This window comes from Sarcina ventriculi (genome assembly GCF_900456775.1).
In the GTDB taxonomy this organism is placed as follows: Bacteria; Bacillota; Clostridia; order Clostridiales; family Clostridiaceae; genus Sarcina; species Sarcina ventriculi.
Map to the genome: position 1 here is coordinate 326493 of NZ_UAUL01000007.1, position 15605 is coordinate 342097.

General features: G+C 28.2%; 12 protein-coding genes, 1 pseudogene and 1 riboswitch. Of the genes and pseudogenes, 1 reads left to right on the forward strand and 12 read right to left on the reverse strand.

The genetic code is table 11. The annotated features are described in order from the left end of the window. Positions 1 to 102: 102 nt before the first annotated feature. The 3 genes from DR020_RS05720 to DR020_RS05730 form a co-directional block, all read right to left on the reverse strand. Complete coding sequence (locus tag DR020_RS05720; RefSeq protein ID WP_235865667.1) at positions 103 to 1536, reverse strand: amino acid permease; 1434 nt, start codon at positions 1534 to 1536, stop codon at positions 103 to 105. A 176-nt stretch (positions 1537 to 1712) separates the two neighbouring features. Further along, positions 1713 to 1824: riboswitch (SAM riboswitch) on the reverse strand. Positions 1825 to 1895: 71 nt separating this feature from the next. Next, positions 1896 to 2123: a hypothetical protein gene (locus tag DR020_RS05725; protein ID WP_055258869.1), complete on the reverse strand. Its 228-nt coding sequence runs from the start codon at positions 2121 to 2123 to the stop codon at positions 1896 to 1898. 64 nt (positions 2124 to 2187) lie between these two features. Next, a complete protein-coding gene (locus DR020_RS05730; protein ID WP_112365474.1) occupies positions 2188 to 2826 on the reverse strand; it encodes a lactate utilization protein in 639 nt (212 codons plus the stop codon). Positions 2827 to 3048: 222 nt separating this feature from the next. Between DR020_RS05730 and DR020_RS05735 the strand changes: the two genes are divergently transcribed. Next, complete coding sequence (locus tag DR020_RS05735; protein ID WP_055258873.1) at positions 3049 to 3858, forward strand: undecaprenyl-diphosphate phosphatase; 810 nt, start codon at positions 3049 to 3051, stop codon at positions 3856 to 3858. 166 nt (positions 3859 to 4024) lie between these two features. Here the strand turns inward: DR020_RS05735 and DR020_RS05740 are convergent, their stop codons facing one another. From DR020_RS05740 to DR020_RS05780, 9 genes and pseudogenes are all read right to left on the reverse strand, one after another. Continuing rightward, positions 4025 to 4792 (reverse strand): MurR/RpiR family transcriptional regulator, encoded by a 768-nt coding sequence (locus tag DR020_RS05740; RefSeq protein WP_112365475.1) that lies wholly within the window; start codon positions 4790 to 4792, stop codon positions 4025 to 4027. Positions 4793 to 4996: 204 nt separating this feature from the next. After that, positions 4997 to 6325 carry a 6-phospho-alpha-glucosidase gene (locus DR020_RS05745; protein WP_112365476.1) on the reverse strand — a complete coding sequence of 443 codons (1329 nt, stop codon included), beginning with the start codon at positions 6323 to 6325 and terminating at the stop codon, positions 4997 to 4999. A gap of 141 nt (positions 6326 to 6466) precedes the next feature. Further along, entirely contained in the window at positions 6467 to 7000 is a 534-nt protein-coding gene (locus tag DR020_RS05750; RefSeq protein WP_112365477.1) for a hypothetical protein, read from the reverse strand. Positions 7001 to 7037: 37 nt separating this feature from the next. Continuing rightward, a complete protein-coding gene (locus DR020_RS05755; RefSeq protein WP_055258880.1) occupies positions 7038 to 8633 on the reverse strand; it encodes an alpha-glucoside-specific PTS transporter subunit IIBC in 1596 nt (531 codons plus the stop codon). Between the two features lie 191 nt (positions 8634 to 8824). Continuing rightward, positions 8825 to 9445 (reverse strand): DUF488 domain-containing protein, encoded by a 621-nt coding sequence (locus DR020_RS05760; RefSeq protein ID WP_112365478.1) that lies wholly within the window; start codon positions 9443 to 9445, stop codon positions 8825 to 8827. 258 nt (positions 9446 to 9703) lie between these two features. After that, positions 9704 to 10345 carry a ferric reductase-like transmembrane domain-containing protein gene (locus DR020_RS05765; RefSeq protein ID WP_112365479.1) on the reverse strand — a complete coding sequence of 214 codons (642 nt, stop codon included), beginning with the start codon at positions 10343 to 10345 and terminating at the stop codon, positions 9704 to 9706. A 532-nt stretch (positions 10346 to 10877) separates the two neighbouring features. After that, positions 10878 to 11843: pseudogene (locus tag DR020_RS05770) on the reverse strand (aldo/keto reductase). 242 nt (positions 11844 to 12085) lie between these two features. Further along, complete coding sequence (locus DR020_RS05775; RefSeq protein ID WP_112365480.1) at positions 12086 to 13543, reverse strand: glycoside hydrolase family 1 protein; 1458 nt, start codon at positions 13541 to 13543, stop codon at positions 12086 to 12088. Between the two features lie 176 nt (positions 13544 to 13719). Beyond that, positions 13720 to 15576, reverse strand: coding sequence for a beta-glucoside-specific PTS transporter subunit IIABC (locus tag DR020_RS05780; protein WP_112365481.1), 1857 nt, complete (start codon positions 15574 to 15576; stop codon positions 13720 to 13722). Positions 15577 to 15605: the final 29 nt, after the last annotated feature.

The window sequence follows — 15605 nt, forward strand, 5'->3', positions numbered from 1 at the left end:
ATATTTAATATTTATTTTATTTGTTACAACTTCTTAATATAATTTATAATAATATTTAAAGTAAAATATTCCTATTTATAAAAACTTTAATAATATTTTAATCTAACTAACCTTAGCTTCTACATTATTTGAAGTTGCTTTAATCTTTCTTCCTTTAAACACATAATAAATTATAAAAGGCAACACCATAGTTACTGCAAAACAAACAATTAATATTGTTGTATACTCTCCTATACTACCACTTTGAAGACCAGATGGTGGCAAGAAAGATATTATAAAGGCTATTACTGAAAATATTAAACCTATTATAGCTAAAATAAGTTTTACTACTATTCCCCCAGGTATTTCGTAAGCTCTCTTTAAATTTCTTTTCTTAAGTACAAGATTAATATATGCTAAGAAAAATAGAAAATATGCAGCAAGATAAACAATAACTGTTAATGTCATTGCCATAAAAAATGAAACATTAGAGCTTCCGCCTCCAAAAGTTAAAACTATTGCCCACATTGTAACAACAATTCCTTGAATTATTAAAAGTTTTGGTGCTACATCATTTTTATTTCTTTTAGCTAACCCCTTAGGAAATATTCCATATTCACCTGCAACAGAAAGTCCTCTAGTTGGTCCTACAATCCAAGAACTAACCTCTGCAATAGAACCAATCGCTAAGAAAATTATTATAATATCCACAAGCCATGAAAAATGCCCAAAGTGATTAATAAGTAGTGCGAAAGTTTGAAATACTCCTTCATTTAAGCTAAGAACTGATTTAGGGACAACTGCCCCTACTGATATAGCTCCTATTGTATTTAAAATTATTGCTAAAAATAATAAAATAATTACTGCTATTGGGTAATCTCTTTTTGGATTTTTCATATCATTTACATGAGTTGCTGAAACTTCAACCGCCATATAAGATAACATAAATGACACTAATACAACCAATGAATTTATATTTGTAAAATTAGGTAAAAATGTCTTTGCACTTATGTCTATATCAATTGGATTTCCTGAAAATATGTACACTGCTGATAAAATAAATAAAATAAATGCTGGTATTAAAACACCACCTATAAATCCAATTCTAGCTATTTTAGCTGTATTTCTTATTCCACTTAATTGAATAAAAGTTACAGCCCAGAAAATTATAATTACTGCTAAAAATTTAAGTGTTGGATCTGAATTTAACGCTGTCCATCCAGTTACATATGCTATTGCACCTACAACATAATATATCATTGTTACTGCACCTATTGTAAAAACAACAAACTGAAAAAATATGTGAGCAAATCCCCATTTTTCACCTAAAGTATTTTTAGTCCAAGTAAAAACTCCACCCTCACTCCATCCTTCAACAGTTGCCATCTCTGCTGCGCACAATACAACTGGTAAAAACCATAAAAATCCTCCAGCTAATAAATAAAACACAGCACTAAAGCCTGATGTTGCAAAGGTTGGATATTCATACAACTCTACAAGGATTGAACCTGTTATAAACAAAAATCCAAACATTGAAAGCTTCTTTTTATTCTCCAAACAAAAAACCTCCTCTTTCATTAACTTTCAAATCTAATTTTTAGAACAATCCATTGTTTAAAATATATAATTCAAAACATATTTTTTTCTAAAGCAAAAAAACTACTTCTTTGCAAGACGACAAAGAAATAGTTTCTATCTTAACTAAAAATTATTAACTAATTTAACTAAATTCTCTCTCATCTCTCAAGAAAATACATTCTTGCAGGATTTAGCACAATTCCAATACGATTTATTGGCTGTTGCTAGGTTTCACAGGGCCAGTCCCTCCACCGTTCTTGATAAAAGACTTATTCATTAATATTTAATTTTAAATTTATTATACTCTTTATAATAAATTTCTTCAACCATAAAAAACATTAAAATATTTCTAAAAACTCATTATATGTTTCTTTAACTCTCCAATAATCATTGTTATTCTCTAAAATTAATGTATAATCAGTACCATTATATATATATTGAACAATTAAGTTATCGTTAGCATTACCTCTCATACCTGTATTATTTTTTTTATTAATAGAAACAATATTAGCATTTAAAGGTAAAAAATTTATAGCTATATTTAAAAGTGAGACATCTGAACACATAATATCACCTTATATAATAATTATCACATAAATATAATATTAAGGTTTAAAATGTTTAGTTCCTTTAATATCCTAATTCTTCATTTAAAAATATAACATGAATTCTTCCCGGAATAGGTCTTTTAATAACAGTATATTCCCTACACATTCTTTCAGGACTCTTACAATCCATACAGTATCCAACCTTTGCACAAGGTGTTTTTCTATTTAATCTTTTGCCATTAGCAGGTGCTGCAATTCTTTCAACCCTAGATTTTGCTTCATTTAAATCCTTAACAATTTTATTAACTCCAGCTATAACTATCACCTTATCCGGTCCATAAATCATAGCAGCAACTCTATTACCATTACCATCTACATTGTAAAGTTCCCCATCTTCTGTTATAGCATTAGAACCTGTTATATATCCATCACAAGAAAAAGCTTTTCTATAAATATCTTTTCTCTCTTTATCAGTTAAATTTTCTTTATATCTATCATAATACTCAAATCTTCCACTCTTTAAATGATCAACAATTCCTACCTCAAAAGCAGTCATAGTGCCACCTAAAGTTACAGAACTTCCCTCTTTTAATATTTCATCAATTTTATTTATAAGACTTTCTTTATCAGAAACTAAACAAGCTTCCATTCCATTATCATTCAAAGCCTTTATAGTCTTTTTAATTCTAATTTCGTTTAACCATTTAATATCATCATTCATAATCATTTCCTCCACGCATCTACATACTCTATAACAAATAATAAATCTTATATATTATTCATTATAGAACGAATTACACATATATACAACTTCATCTACCCAATCATTAATTTTTATGTACTTATTGTTAACTTTTATATTAAATTATTCCATTAATTCTATATTATATATATAATTGTATTTGCATACTTATTAACATATTAAAAAATCGGGGGTATATTAATGGAATTTTTAAAAGCCATAATACTAGGAATTGTACAAGGTATAACCGAGTGGCTTCCTGTAAGTAGTACAGGGCATATGATATTAGTTGATGAATTTATAAAACTTGACTTTTCTCAAGTATTTATCAGCACATTTTTTGTTGTAATTCAATTTGGTTCTATCCTTGCAGTATTATTTTTATATTTTAAAAAGCTAAATCCCTTTGACCCATCAAAAACAAAAATGCAAAGGGAAGACACTATAAGCCTTTGGCTTAAAGTTATAATTGCAGTTATTCCATCTGGAATAATTGGACTTTTATTTGATGACAAAATAGAAGAAATATTTTTTAACCCAACAACTGTAGCAATAATGCTTATAGTATATGGAGTTATCTTTATAATCTTAGAAAGCAGAAATAAAAAACCTAAAATTGAAACATTTTCACAATTAACTTATAAAACAGCTATTTTTATAGGATGTTTTCAAGTATTAGCTCTAATTCCTGGAACATCAAGGTCTGGTGCTACAATAATTGGAGCAATCTTACTTGGAACATCAAGATTTGTTGCAGCAGAATTTTCATTCTTTTTAGCTATTCCAACTATGCTTGGTGCTAGTGCATTAAAACTTGTTAAAGCAGGTTTTGCTTTTAATGCACTTGAATGGGGAGTTTTACTTACAGGATGCTTCGTTGCCTTTATAGTATCAGTTATTGCAATTAAATTCCTTATGGACTATATCAAAAAACATGACTTTAAATTCTTTGGTTATTATAGAATAATACTTGGAATATTAGTTTTAGGTTATTTTTATGTTTTAGCTTAAAATTAAATAAAGGGCTTATATGATTTTTCATATTAGCCCTTATTTTTTATCTTTAAATTTTTCTGTTATTCTAAAATACATATCAATTGAAGATAACATATTATATATATTTAAATAATTATTTATTTTATAAATATCTTAAGATGACTAAATGTTACAAACATTTTTAACTATCTTTCTCCGCTTCAATAGCATTTTTATAATTCATATATTTTAAGAAAAACAGTTCTACAAATATAAAAAATAAATTTGTTGAATTGTAACTTATATTATTTCCTATATTAACAGTTTTAGTATTTATATAAATACTTTCATTACTTAACCTTGCAAGATTATTTGTCTTAAGCTGAGTTATTGAAATAAAAGGAATATCCCTAATCAATAATTGCTTAGCAAAGCTTTTCACCTGACTTGATTCACCAGAATAAGATATTATTATAACTAAATCTTCTGAAGTTAATGCATCTAATGTTAAATCTATTTCTCTTATTCCATCTATTATAGAAAAACATTTTTTTCCTGATAAAAAAACTCTTTTTAAATCTTGAGCTACTAAAGTTTGAAAAAAACCGGTTCCATAAATGAATACACGCTTACTATCATAAATCATTTTACAAGCTTTATGATAATCATTTTTTTCCATTTCATCTATACTGTTTTTAAACATATCGCATACACTTTCAATGCTGTCCATCTCTTTATTTACTTCTTTATTTTCCCATTTTAAATATACCTTTAATTCGCTATATCCTTTTAAAGATAACTTTTGAGCAAATCTTAAAATTGTAGTTCTTGACACATTACACCTTGATGCAAGTTCATCAATAGTTAAATTAGAGCTTTCTTTTCTATGAGCGTTTATATATTTCCAAATGTGCAAATCACTTTGATTTAACTTATCATAATGCAAATTAACTAAATCATCAATTTTCATAATAACTCCCCCTTTATATAAGTTTATTATAACAAATTTAACCAAGTATTTATATTTTTATTTCTCTTTATTCTTAACAGTTTTTATTGTATTAAATATATATTTATGTTTCTCATATTGCATACTTAAAACACCCAATAAGCATACAATATAAAAAAAATAAGCTGTACTAGATATTTTACTAGTACAGCTTATCTTAATTTATTATCTTAATTCTGGCCAGAATTCTCTATTAGCTTCAATTAAATCATCTAGGATTTCTTTAGCAACTTTTACACTTGGTACTGTTTTTGATAGAGAAATTGCTTGCCATAATTTTTGATATGATTTTTCAATCCATGCATCAACAACTAATTTTTCAACTGCAACTTGTTGTTCCATTAATCCTTTTTGGAATCTTGGAATATCACCAATTCTTAATGGTTCTGGTCCATTACTTCCAACTAAGCAAGGGATTTCAACCATTGCTGTTTTATCAAAGTTTTCTATTGAACCGTTGTTTTCAACTATTAATAACATTCTTTCTTGAGTGTTGTATGCTATTGCTCTAGCTAAATCAACTATATAAGATGCATGTTCATCTATTTCTAAAGTAGAACCTTGTGAAGTATTAGCTTCTGCAATTCTTCTACATTCTCCAAATACATGCTTTTCTCTTCCATCCATTACTTCATTTGCTCTAGTATAATTTTTATCTGAATGTTCAACTACATAGTCTGGGAACAGATAATATTTTAAATAAGTATTTGGAAGTGTAGTTGGATCTATTTCATACACATCTTTAGCTTTTCTATAAGTGTCACTCCAACTAGCATCTGTATGTTGCACTTCTCCTGTTGAATCTGTATCATATCCAAATTTAGCAACATGTTCTTTTATTTTTGGCATTAAATCATTTCCTTCTTTATCTGTGATGCTTGACCACCATCCAAAGTGATTTAAACCATAATACTTAACTATCATATCTTTTCTTGATTCTAATCCTGCTATCTTTGCCATACGCCCTTCAATTCCTATTGGCATATCACATATATTTAATATTTTTGAATTTGGAAGAAGTCTTCTTGTAGCCTCTGCAACTATGGCAGCTGGATTTGAATAATTTAACATCCACGCATTTGGTGAATATTTTTCCATATATTTAGCTATTTCAATTATTCCACCAATAGACCTCATGCCATACGCTATTCCTCCTGGTCCACAAGTTTCTTGTCCAACAACACCATGTCTTAGAGGAATTTTTTCATCTAATTCTCTCATAGCATATTTTCCAACCCTAATATGTGCCATTACAAAATCAACATCAGTAAATGCTTCTTCTGGATCTACTGTCGCTAAAAATTCAATATCTGGAGCTTTTTCTCTTATTAATATTTCACAAGCCTTTGCTATTGTATCTTGTCTTTCTTCATCATTATCATAGAATTTTATTTTTCTTATTGGAAATTTATATAAATTATCTAAAAGCATCATTACTATTCCTGGAGTAAAAGTACTTCCACCACCTGCTACAACTATTGAAAATTTTTTCATAATAAATACCCCCTAAATTAATACATATATTGTAATTTAATACTATCAAAACGTTTAAATAAATGCAATTAACTTTCACTCTTTAGATATTTTTCTACTTATTTTGTTATTTAGTTCTTTATCTTGTAAATATTAACAACACTAATAAATATTCACTATAAGAATCAAACACATTGCTGATACAAATAGTATAAACAAACTAAATATAAAATCTAAATCTAGTTTACTTTTTATAAATATTTCTTTAATATTAAATTCCTTAAAAGACTTTATTTTAAACGTCTTTATTATCGCAAAAACTATAAGAACAAATCCAAAAATATTTGCCACTAACCCTTGCGCTATTGCTATAATTATTAAATTTCTCTTTGCACTATTTACATCATTTTTATCTTTAAGTATCTTAACAGAACGATTACATACATAGGCACAAAATATACCCAACATAGAAATTATAAATGCTAAAGTTATTTTACTATTCATTAATATCGGATCAAAAACACCTCTTCCACTTATTAATGATATAGCGTATAAGCACATCAAAAACACTAAAGGAATACTCAAACAAAAAAACATACTAATGCTTATCCATTTATAACTTATTTTAGACTCTTTATCCTTTAAACTATTAATTGTACTTCTTTTAGATACTACACCTTTTCTTACTGCTTTCATGCAATCATTCCTTTCTCTAAAAGCTTTTAATTATTAATTATTTCATTAAAACTTCAACTTCTTCTCTAAATTTAACAACTGACATTCCTATTATTACTTGTACTGCCTTTCCTTTTTTAACAAGTCCATGAGCGCCTGCCTTTTTAAATACAGAAACATCTTGAACTAAACTTGGATCTTTAACTGAAACTCTAAGTCTAGTTGCACAGTTATTAAGTTCTTCGATATTGTCAGCTCCACCTAAAGCATTTAATATAATTTGTGCCTTACTTAAATTAGTGCTGTCTATTTCTGCTGGACTTATACTATCCATAGCAACACCCATACCCTTACTAGCCTTATAATCTGCTTTTGTATAAAGCTTAGTTTCCTCTTCATCATCTTCTCTACCTGGAGTTTTTAAATCAAGCTTCAAAATTAAAGTTCTAAATACTACAAAATATATTCCTGTAAATACTAATCCAATAGCAATTTGTTTTATATAAGTTCCACCATGACTACTAAATAAAGGAATCCAGTTTAGTGAAGCCCATTCAATTAATCCACCACCAAAATTACCAACTACACCAAATATATAAGCTGTTGCAGATAAAGTTGCTGCTAAAACTGCGTGGACTGCAAATAATAATGGAGCTATAAATAAGAATGTAAATTCTAAAGGTTCTGTAACCCCTGCCACTATTGCAGTTAATGTTGCAGGTATTAAAAGACCAGCTACTATTTTCTTTTTATTTTTCTTAGCTGTTGCATAAAATGCTCCTGCTATACCAACACTACCAAATATTTTTGACATTCCATGAAGTGCAAATCCACCTGCTGGGAATAATGTTTTAAGCGGTGCTGTTGACATTGAAAACTCTGTTAAATGAGTTGCCCAATAAGCTGTTATTCCACCATCAACAGCTATAGAATCATACATAAACGGACTGTATACAAAGTGATGTAGCCCTGTTGGTATAAGAATTCTTTCTAAGAATGTATAAATCCAAACTCCAACTGCACCAGATGATAATAAAAATCCTTGTAATGATGCTATTGCTCCTTGAACTTTTGGCCAAACAGCTGCTACTAAAAATGCTATTGGTATCATGACAAAGAAGCCAATTATAACTATTAGTGATGACCCCTTAAATATTCCTAAAACTTCTGGAAGTTCAACATCAAAAAACTTATTATGAATAGAAACAACAGTTAAAGAAATTAAAATAGCACCTATCATACCAGTATCTAAAGTTTTAATACCTGCAATATTAGCTAAACCACTTGTTCCTCCAACTTCTGCTGCAAAATCAACTCCAAAGCTACTTCCCCATGTTCCAAGAATCGCTCCTAAGAAATAATTAAAAGTCAAATATACAACTACAGCTTCCATACAAGCTCTAGCTTGTTGCTTTTTAGCAAGCCCTATTGGTAACCCTATTACAAATAGAAGAGGTAATTGATTAAATACTGTCCATGCACCTTGCTCTATGACATTCCACATTTGGTACCAAAAAGTAGATTCACTTGCTATTGACCCCATTATTACTGGATTTTTAAACAATGTTGCAAATCCAACCATCATTCCCGAAAAAGCAAATAATAGTACAGGAGTAAACATAGCTCCACCTAATCTTTGAATTTTCTGCATCATATGCATCATCCCCCTTAATAATTTTATTTTAAAAGAACAAAATTAATTATTACTAATATTATTTTAATATTTATCAATGAAGTTATCTATATATTTGTATTTTCAGTTCTTTTTTACACATTATTGGAAATGTTTACATAGATATGTGAAATTTCACATTATTTTGATATTATAATAATTTAAAATAAGCATTATTTTTTATTTATATTTTCTATCCTATAACCAATTTCCTTATTAGCAAATTTATATCCATCTTCAATTAACTGCTCTCTACTCTTAGCATTTCCAAGAATATTATCTATAGTTAGCTGATTTCTATCCTTAAAATACTTATCTAAAAGACTTTCTTCAATATCTCTTTGGGAAGCTAATGAATAATCATCTAATATATGATTTACATCAAATCCATGTTTTTCAAGTTCTCTTCCAACTAAAATGCTTCTATGACACCTTACAGGATCTTGCATAGCACCTAAAAGCACTATTTTATATCCTTTTTCTAGTCCTGTCTTAAGTCTTTTGATTCCTCTTAAAAATTCTTCTTCTAAAATAACCTTATCAAAATCAGCATATCCTTCTTTATTGTAAGAAACCTTTCTAACTCTTTTAGCTGCAAATTCTTCTCCCATATAGATATAAGTAAATCCATTTTTTTCAAGTGTATATGCTATAACTTCCTTATCAAACCAAACGTTATACTTTGAGTAAGGTGTTCCTCTAATGTCTACAACGCAATTAATATCATAATACCTTAACATCTCCATAAGCCTTTCAACACTATAATTTGAATGACCTAAAGTATATATTTTCATAAGCATATCCCCTCTCATTTTTATAAATCATAAAAAATTTTATACTATTTCTACTGTTCTATTATAACTTTATTATTTACAGAAAATAGTTTGATATTTAACTTTTATTCTGAAATATAAAATAAAAAAACACTACATCAAAATAAACAACAAATTTATAATTGCTTATTTAAAACATAGCGTTTTTTATAGTTAATGTCGATTTTAGTGTTTTAAAAATTAATTTACTTAAGAAATCTAAATTTATATAAATGAGCTTTACATCTTACTTTTCTTATTGCTTTTATTAAATACTTTTATTAGTTTTAAGACGGTATAACAGATGAAAACAATATTTAATATTATTACATTTTTCATATTTATATTTTTACTATTTAAATACGCAAATAAAATATGAACATAAATCAAACCATAAAACACATAAGACCATCTTTGAATCTTTTTCCACATTCCACCCTTTAATTTTCTCTTTGCAAAATTAAATGATGTTACAAAAAGTGGAATCATTATAACAACTGCTAAGACACCTGCAATTGAATATATTATACGATTTGTAGTAAGATGCTTTCCGCTCATTAATATCATAATTAATTTTAGTCCATGAACATATATATGTGGAACTATTAATAATGATGCTACTATTGCAAGTTCAGCCCTTATTTTCATAAAATGTTTTGTTAAAGACATATTTCTGCTCATGACTCCCATAAACATAACAACAACAAATAAAAACGTAGATACATAACCATTATAAGTTAATTTTTCTATATATTTTAAATAACTTGGCAAAAAACTACTTAATTTATTTAACTCACAATATGTAATCAACGCAACTAATAATATGGCAAGTAAATATATAGCCCTATTATGCCTTTTTATATTTGATGAAATATATTCCAAATTAAATTACCTCCAGTAAACCTTTTAGTAACTTAACACTAATTAATTTTAATACTTTCATTTAAAAAGAGGGAGCTTTATCAAAAGATATAGCTCCTAAAAAAGAGATGTCAAACGAAATTCTTTTAACCATATATGTGAATATTCAATTAAAAGTAAACTCTTTATCAATTAAACATTGTTTGTTTAATATGATCCGATTTTGTGGAAAAAACTTAATAACCAATGCTTTAAAAGTATTGACTTGTAAAATTATTTAATTTATCCTTCATTTAATTGATAATGATTTTCATTTACAGTTATATTGTAATATGTTTTTATACCATTGTCAATAATTTTGTTTTTAATTTACATTTTATTAATAATTTAAATTATTGAACAACTAAAAAATAATAAGTATTACTAAAATGGACAATTAGCAATACTTATTACTTTTTTTACAACTAATATTAATCTTTATTTTTTTGCTTATTTTCAGGAATTAATTGTTCCTCATATTTAAGAATACGCTCCTATCTTTAAAAATTTTATCTTAAAAATGCGTTTCATCTATACTAATTTTATTTAACTCATTATTAATATTTTCTAACTCATTTTTTGTTAGTCTAATATTAACAGTCCCTAAATTTTCTTCTAATCTATGGATTTTAGTTGTTCCTGGAATAGGTACTATAAAAGATTTTTGAGCAAGTTCCCAAGCTAAAACTACTTGAGCTGGTGTAGCATTTTTATCTTTAGCAATTTCAAAAATTAAATCTAATAACTTTTGATTATTTTCCATAACCTCTGGCTTAAATCTTCCCATAAAGCTCCTAAAATCATTTTTATCATATTTTGTGTTTTTTGTATGTTTTCCACTTAAAAAACCATTTCCAAGAGGGCTATAAGCAACAAACCCAATCCCCAGCTCTTCACACACATCAAATAATTATTTTTCTGGCTTACGCCATACCATAGAATACTGATTCTCTATAGCTGTCACTTTACACACAGCATGAGCACGTCTCATATAATCAATAGGTGCATTAGACAAGCCCTAATGCTTTATTTTCCCCTCTTCTATTAATTCTTTCATTGTTCTTGCTACAACTTCTGGCTCTACCTTTGGCTCTATACGATGTTGATAATATAAATCTATACAATCAACTTTTAAACGCTTCAAAGAACCTTCTAATTGTTTCCTAATAGATTCTGGAGTGCTATCTAAAACATGTTCTAACTTTCCATCATTAATAACTGTTCCTGTTATACCAAACTTAGTAGCTATAACCACTTTTTCTTTAAAAGATTTTAATGACTCTCCTAAAAGTTTTTCATTATTTTCTCCATAAACCACTGCAGTATCAAAAAAATTACATCCCATTTCTACTGCTCTATGAATTAATTTAATCATTTCTTTTCTATCAGCAGCAGGTCCATAAGCATGATCCATCCCCATACATCCAAGCCCTATTTCAGAAACCTCAAGACCATCATTTCCTAAAATACGTTTTTTCATTTCCATCTTTCCTTTTAATAATCATAGTTTGCTATATTTAAACTATAATATATGTAGATTTTATTAATTTAAATTTCTTCTTTATATATAAATGATATATCTTTGAGTTAACTTAAAAGCAAGTATTTTTATTGCAGACTAATTATCCTTATAAATATATTTTTTCCATAAAAAATATCATGGAAATACTATGTGAATATTCCATGATATTATTCTTGTTACTATTAAAATAAATTTTAAAATTATAAATTCTCACCATTTGAGTTTATAACTTCTTTATACCAATTAAAACTCTTTTTTCTTAATCTATTTAAAGTTCCAGTTCCATCATTGTTTTTATCAACATATATAAAGCCATAACGCTTCTTCATCTCTCCAGTTCCAGCACTTACAAGGTCAATACACCCCCAAGGAGTATATCCTAAAAGTTCAACCCCATCACCAATTGCCTCTTTCATTTGCTCAATATGAGCCTTTAGATAATTTATTCTATAATCATCATTAATTGAGCCATCTTCCTCAACTTTATCCACAGCACCTAAACCATTTTCAACAACCATTAATGGAATTTGATATCTATTATAAATTTTATTTAAAGTAATTCTTAATCCTACAGGGTCAATTTGCCATCCCCAATCACTTGCTTCTAAATAAGGATTCTTTAATCCCATTGAAAGATTTCCTCCTGTAGTTTCTACATCTGGATTGTTGCTTACACAATTAGACATATAATATGAGAAAGTATAGAAATCAACACATCCATTTTTTAAAGTTTCTAAATCTCCCTCTTCCATTTTTATTTGTATATCATTTTCTTTAAAGAAACGCTTAGCAAATCCTGAATATTCTCCTCTTACATGAACATCACCACATAAATAGTTTGAAAACTCTTCTTTTTGCTCTGCTAATAATACGTCTTCAGGGTTACAAGTATATGGATATTGAGCACCATATGCTATCATACATCCAATTTTAAAATCTTTATTTATTGAATGACCAAGTTGCACAGCCTTTGCACTTGCAACAAATTGATGATGAAGTGCTTGGAAACATTCTTGATTATGATCTTTTTCAGATGGCCCAAATCTTAATTCTCTTATATCATCAAACATAACTCCAGCTCCCATAAATGCTGCTGCAGGTCCATGAGTTAATATATTTATTTCATTAAATGTTAACCAATACTTAACTGAATCCTTATATCTATTAAATATAGTTTCACAATATCTTAAATAACAGTCGATAGTTTCTCTTCCTAACCAACCATTAAATTTTTCAGTTAATCCAAATGGAGTTTCATAATGAGATATAGTTACTAATGGTTCTATATTGTATTTTTTTAATTCTGCAAAAACATCATCATAAAACTTTAATCCTGCCTCATTTGGAACTAATTCATCACCATTTGGAAAAATTCTTGTCCAGTTTATAGACAGTCTAAATGTTTTAAATCCCATTTCAGCAAAAAGTGCTATATCCTCTTTATATCTATGATAAAAATCTATTGCTTCATGACTTGGATAGTATGTGTTATCTTCAAGCTCTGGAGTTATTCTTCTAGCTGTAGTATGTGTTCCCCCTGTCATAACATCAGCCGTACTTAATCCTTTACCACCTTCTCTATATCCACCTTCAAATTGGTTAGCAGCAGTTGCTCCTCCCCATAGAAAGTTTTCTGGAAATTTAACATCTGTTTTCATACTTATTCCCCCTAATTACTTTATATTTTATTTTTAATATCTATAACCTATAAGGTTACACATATTGAAAATAAAAATATTTTATCTAACTAAAATTCAATTAATTATATATTTAGGAAAGGTGAAAAAAAATTTCACCTAACCTAAACACAATATCTATTTTATTTAAAATCTTATTAAGACATTACTGTTATTAGATTTTCTCCATATTCAATAATATCTTTATTTGTTTCTATAACATCTAAATACTTATCAAAATTTGTAATTATTACTGGAGTTTCTAAAGAATATCCTTCTCTTTTTATAGCATTTATATCAAACTCTAATAATACATCACCTTTTTTAATCTTATCACCTTGTTTTACTCTTGCCTTAAAATGTTTCCCCTCTAACTTTACTGTATCCATTCCCACATGAATTAAAAGTTCTGCTCCGCTATCTGTTGTAATTCCTAAAGCATGAAGAGTTGGAAAAAGAGTTGTTAACGTTCCATCAGCTGGTGCAATAATTTTGCCTTCTTTAGGCTCAATTGCTATACCTCTTCCTAATAACCCACTAGCAAAAGCCTCATCTTTAACATCTGATAAAGACTTAACTACTCCCTTTATTGGACTTGTCAATATTTCTCCTTTTATTATAGATTTCTCAACTGTTTCTACCACTTCACCATCAGTTAAATCTTCTTCGTCTAATTTGCCAAAGAAGAACATTAAAGCAAATCCTACTGCCAATCCAACTACTGTTGCTAATATAATTCCATAAAATCCACTATCTATTCCTGTTGGATTTATACATGTTGGAATTACAAATAATCCCATAGCTCCTGATGAATATAATCTTGTTCCAAATAGCCCCATTATTCCACCAGTAACAGCACCACCTATACAACTTAAGATAAATGGTTTCTTTCTTGGAAGAGTTATACCATAAATTGCAGGTTCGGTAACTCCAAATATTCCTGAAATTATAGATGGTATACATAAAGATTTTAATTTTTTGTTTTTAGCCTTAAGCATTATTGCAATTACTACACCTGTTTGTGCAAAACATACTGCAACTGAAGTTGCAACAACTGGGTCTGAACCTAAAACTGCTATATTATTTATAGATATTGGAACTAGTCCCCAATGCATACCAAACATAACAAATATTTGCCATAATCCACCGATAAATATACCAGCAACTATTGGGCTAAAGTTATAAATAGCTATTGTAACATCACCTAATAAATTAGCAGCTGATGATGCTATTGGTCCAACCGCAATAAATGTTACAGGTACAACTATTAATAATGTACAAAAAGGTACTAAGAATGTTTTAACTACATCTGGTATAATCTTTTTAAAAAATTTCTCTACAACAGATGCCACATATATTGATAATATTATAGGTATAACTGTTGAAGCATACCCACTAGCTGGCATAACTACAGGAATTCCACAGAAAGTTATTGTTTGTCCTGCAAGACCTACAATGTCAGGATAAATAAGCGCTGCACCGATTGCCATACCTAAAAATTGATTTACTTTAAACTTTTTAGCTGCTGTAAACCCTAAGAATACAGGGAAGAAGTACATTAAACTATCACCTATAGCATTTAAAATCATATAAGTGGAATCAGTAGCTGTAAGGATATTAGCCGATATTAAAATAGCATTTACACCCTTAATCATTCCTGTTGCTGCTAAGAGCCCAAGTATAGGCTGAAAAACTCCAGATACTATATCAATAAACCTATTAAGAGGATTCATCTTTTCTTCTACTTCTCCACTAGATGCATTATCACTAATTCCTGCAACACTACAAACATCAGCATAAACATCTGGCACATGATTTCCTATTACAACTTGGTATTGCCCTCCACTTTTTACAACGGTTACAACACCGTCCATCTTTTTTAATACATCTGTATTTGCCTTACTTTCATCTTTTAATTTAAAACGTAACCTAGTAATACAATGACATAAACTATTTATATTTTCTTTTCCACCTACATTTTTTATAATGTCTTTAGCTAAATTTTCATACTTCATAAAATTACCCCCTTACTAAATTTTTTATA

Excerpts from the sequence above, each read along its gene's own strand:
- DR020_RS05750 (WP_112365477.1), bottom strand. The coding sequence starts at position 7,000 with ATGAAAGCAGTAAGAAAAGGTGTAGTATCTAAAAGAAGTACAATTAAT.
- DR020_RS05735 (WP_055258873.1), top strand. The coding sequence starts at position 3,049 with ATGGAATTTTTAAAAGCCATAATACTAGGAATTGTACAAGGTATAACC.
- DR020_RS05775 (WP_112365480.1), bottom strand. The coding sequence starts at position 13,543 with ATGAAAACAGATGTTAAATTTCCAGAAAACTTTCTATGGGGAGGAGCA.
- DR020_RS05780 (WP_112365481.1), bottom strand. The coding sequence starts at position 15,576 with ATGAAGTATGAAAATTTAGCTAAAGACATTATAAAAAATGTAGGTGGA.
- DR020_RS05725 (WP_055258869.1), bottom strand. The coding sequence starts at position 2,123 with ATGTGTTCAGATGTCTCACTTTTAAATATAGCTATAAATTTTTTACCT.
- DR020_RS05745 (WP_112365476.1), bottom strand. The coding sequence starts at position 6,325 with ATGAAAAAATTTTCAATAGTTGTAGCAGGTGGTGGAAGTACTTTTACT.
- DR020_RS05755 (WP_055258880.1), bottom strand. The coding sequence starts at position 8,633 with ATGATGCAGAAAATTCAAAGATTAGGTGGAGCTATGTTTACTCCTGTA.
- DR020_RS05760 (WP_112365478.1), bottom strand. The coding sequence starts at position 9,445 with ATGAAAATATATACTTTAGGTCATTCAAATTATAGTGTTGAAAGGCTT.
- DR020_RS05730 (WP_112365474.1), bottom strand. The coding sequence starts at position 2,826 with ATGAATGATGATATTAAATGGTTAAACGAAATTAGAATTAAAAAGACT.
- DR020_RS05740 (WP_112365475.1), bottom strand. The coding sequence starts at position 4,792 with ATGAAAATTGATGATTTAGTTAATTTGCATTATGATAAGTTAAATCAA.